General features: G+C 26.2%; 4 protein-coding genes and 1 pseudogene. All 5 read left to right on the plus strand.

The features are described from left to right. Window positions 1–111 precede the first annotated feature (111 nt). The gene (locus HUJ77_RS12700) at window positions 112–858 is read left to right on the plus strand and encodes an FtsQ-type POTRA domain-containing protein (protein WP_291709195.1); all 747 of its coding nucleotides are present in this window, start codon (window positions 112–114) and stop codon (window positions 856–858) included. Between the two features lie 18 nt (window positions 859–876). Further along, window positions 877–1,593, plus strand: coding sequence for a DUF881 domain-containing protein (locus HUJ77_RS12705; RefSeq protein ID WP_291709196.1), 717 nt, complete (start codon window positions 877–879; stop codon window positions 1,591–1,593). A 16-nt stretch (window positions 1,594–1,609) separates the two neighbouring features. Beyond that, complete coding sequence (locus tag HUJ77_RS12710; RefSeq protein WP_291709197.1) at window positions 1,610–1,960, plus strand: small basic family protein; 351 nt, start codon at window positions 1,610–1,612, stop codon at window positions 1,958–1,960. Then, window positions 1,961–2,698, plus strand: coding sequence for a DUF881 domain-containing protein (locus HUJ77_RS12715; protein WP_291709199.1), 738 nt, complete (start codon window positions 1,961–1,963; stop codon window positions 2,696–2,698). It begins immediately after the preceding gene. Window positions 2,699–2,787: 89 nt separating this feature from the next. Further along, window positions 2,788–3,082 (plus strand): annotated as a pseudogene (locus HUJ77_RS12720) (YggS family pyridoxal phosphate-dependent enzyme); the annotation flags it as partial.

The following is a 3,082-nucleotide window of genomic DNA, read 5'->3' on the forward strand; positions in this document are numbered from 1 at the left end:
ATAAATATTAAATTATTATAAATTTTTGAATTAAGTAAAATTTTGTAATGAAAAAATAACCAAAAAGTGATATTATTAAATTATAAATTATTATGTAAAAGTAGGAGAACTATGAATACTAATGTGAATAAATTTTTAATAAAGAAAAAGAGAAAAAAACTTATAAAAAGGATAGTACTTGGATTATTTGTTTTTATAATTGGAATTATTATTTTTATATACAAAGCACCAATATTTAATTTGAAAAAAATTAATATTACTGGATTAGTTACAATATCTAATGAAAGTTTACAAGAAAAATTAAAATATAATCTTGGGCAAAATATTTTTACATTAGATTATAATAAAATGGAAAAAGAATTGAAAACTAATCCATATATTCAAGAGGTTAATATAAAGAAAAAAGGTATTGGAACGATTAATATTAGTGTGATTGAAAATAAAATAGCTTTTTATCTTATTAGTAATAATAAAATAAAGGCTATAAATAATGAAGGTGTAATTGTAGAAGAATTAGATGATTTAGGTGACAGAAAATTAACTAAGTTATCTGGTATTGATGTATCAGAAAAAACAGTAGGAAGTAAAATATTTGACGATAATGAATTACCTGAAGTTTTAGGTACTTTTTATAAAATGATAGAAGTAATACCTGAAGAACTTAAAATCTCAGAAATAAATATATTGGATTTAAATAATATTATTTGTTATGTAGGAAATGTAGAAATAATATTAGGGGATAGTTTGGATTTAATAGATAAGGTAAATATAGCTTTGAACCTTATAGAACAGGGAACTATTACAAAGGGATATATAGATTTGAGTTTAGAAGGAACACCTGTAATTAAGCAAAGTTAATAGAAAGGGAGAAGTTACATGAAGAAAGTTACATCACAAATATTACTAGCTGTAGTTTGTGCATTTTTAGGTTTCTTATTAGCACATCAATTTAAAATGCTAAATGAAAAAAACAAAGCAAATACCTCTAATAGAAATTTAGATATTTTATCTGAAATAGAAGTGCTAAAAAAAGAAAAGGAAGAACTAACAGAAGTTAATACTTCTTTATCTAATGAATTAAAGCAATTAGAAGAAAAAGTTTCTCAAGAAGGTGCTGTTGAAGCGGAAATTAAAAAACAATTAGATAATGCTAGAATGAATTTAGGTTTATTAGACGTTAAAGGACCAGGGATTATAATAACAATCACACCAAAGTCTAATATATTTGGTTCTAGTAGCGATAGTTCTAGAAGTGTTATTACTGAAGATGAAATTGTTCATGTAGTTAACTCTCTTAGATATATAAAAGCTGAAGCTTTATCAGTAAATGATTATAGACTAACACCTCAAACGGGTATTAAAAATTCAGGGAATTGGATTTGGATTGGTACAGCTAAAATAGATCCAAAGGAAAAAATAACAATTAAGGTTATTGGAGATAAGCAAGCTCTTAGTGTAGCTGCAAACTTTCAAGGGGTTTTAGACTATGGTGCATTACAAAATTATTATTGTGATGTGAAAGAAAGTGATGAAATTGTAATAAACAAAACCACTCAATCTTTAAAGAATGAGTATATTAAACCAGTAGAGTAGGAGAAAGGGGATAAATATGATAGCATTTATAGGACTTTTATTAGGCGTACTTTTAGGATTAATCTTGCGCGTGAATATACCAGAAACCTTCTCTTCATATATTTCTGTAGCAATACTTGCTTGTTTAGATTCAGTATTTGGAGCTGTAAGAGCTTCTTTATCAAAAAACTTTAAGTCTGATATTTTTATTTCAGGTTTTTTTGGTAATGCAATTTTAGCTGCTGGTCTTGCGTATTTAGGTGATAAGCTTGGAATACCAATGTATATAGCTGCTGTAATAGTTTTTGGTGGTAGAATTTTTGATAACTTCGCTGTAATTAGAAGATTATTAATTGAAAGGTTGAAGACTCGTAAAAATGGTGAATAGATGAATTTTAATAAGGCAAAAGGTTTTATTTTATTAGCATCAATTTTTACTGGATTTTTAATAATAAATAGTATAGATTTAAGTGAAGTTACTAAAAATATATCCTCATTAAATGCTATAGATTATAAAAAAGCAGTTGAGGAAAGAAATCAGCTTTATAAAGAAATAGATAATCTTAAAAGTGAAAATATTAATTATAGATATCAAATTAGTAAGTATGATGATAGCGATCCTGAAAAAAGTAAGAAGCTAGTTGAAGATATGAAAAGCCAATTAGTTGATTATGGGGCTTTAAGTGGACTTTCAACTATAAAGGGACCTGGATTAATAATTAAATTACTAGATGGTGATATTAATAAACTATTAGACACCCAACATGAAATATATCGAAAAATGCTCCATGAAGATGATATGGCACATGTATTAAATGAGCTAAGGAATGCAGGAGCACAAGCTATTTCAATGAATAATCATAGAATAATACCTAATACTTCAGTTAGTTGCTACTGGGCATTTATTGGATTTGAAGATGAGTCTAGTATTTTTGCACCTTTTTATGTTTATGCAATAGGAAATCCTGAAGAAATTAAGGCGTCATTACTTGCAGAAGATAGTATTATTCAAGAGTTATTACTAAGAAAAATTAAAGTGGAAATAGAAGTAAAGGATGAAATAATCATACCTGCAACTAAACAAAATACAGAAGTAAAGTACATGGAAAGGTATGAAGTAAAATAAATTTTCTAAAAATATAAAAATTTGAAGGATTTTAAGTTTTTTTGAAGAATTATTAAAATATGTAAATAACTTCTTTAGGAGGATGTACAGTGAGTATAGAAGAAAGTTTAAACAGAATTAAAAGAAGTATACCCGATAATATTACACTTGTAGCTGTATCTAAAACTAAACCTATAGAAGATATAAAATTAGCTTATGAGTTAGGACAAAGAGATTTTGGAGAAAACAAAGTCCAAGAACTTATTGATAAAGAAGAAGTTTTACCTAATGATATAAGATGGCATTTTATAGGTAATTTGCAAACAAATAAAGTGAAGTATTTGGTTGATAAGGTTTATTTAATTCATTCACTATCAAGTATAAAGCTATTAAAGAAAAGAGAAG

This window comes from Clostridium sp. (assembly GCF_021443865.1).
GTDB lineage: Bacteria > Bacillota > Clostridia > Clostridiales > Clostridiaceae > Clostridium.

Excerpts from the sequence above, each read along its gene's own strand:
- HUJ77_RS12700 (WP_291709195.1), top strand. The coding sequence starts at position 112 with ATGAATACTAATGTGAATAAATTTTTAATAAAGAAAAAGAGAAAAAAA.
- HUJ77_RS12705 (WP_291709196.1), top strand. The coding sequence starts at position 877 with ATGAAGAAAGTTACATCACAAATATTACTAGCTGTAGTTTGTGCATTT.
- HUJ77_RS12710 (WP_291709197.1), top strand. The coding sequence starts at position 1,610 with ATGATAGCATTTATAGGACTTTTATTAGGCGTACTTTTAGGATTAATC.
- HUJ77_RS12715 (WP_291709199.1), top strand. The coding sequence starts at position 1,961 with ATGAATTTTAATAAGGCAAAAGGTTTTATTTTATTAGCATCAATTTTT.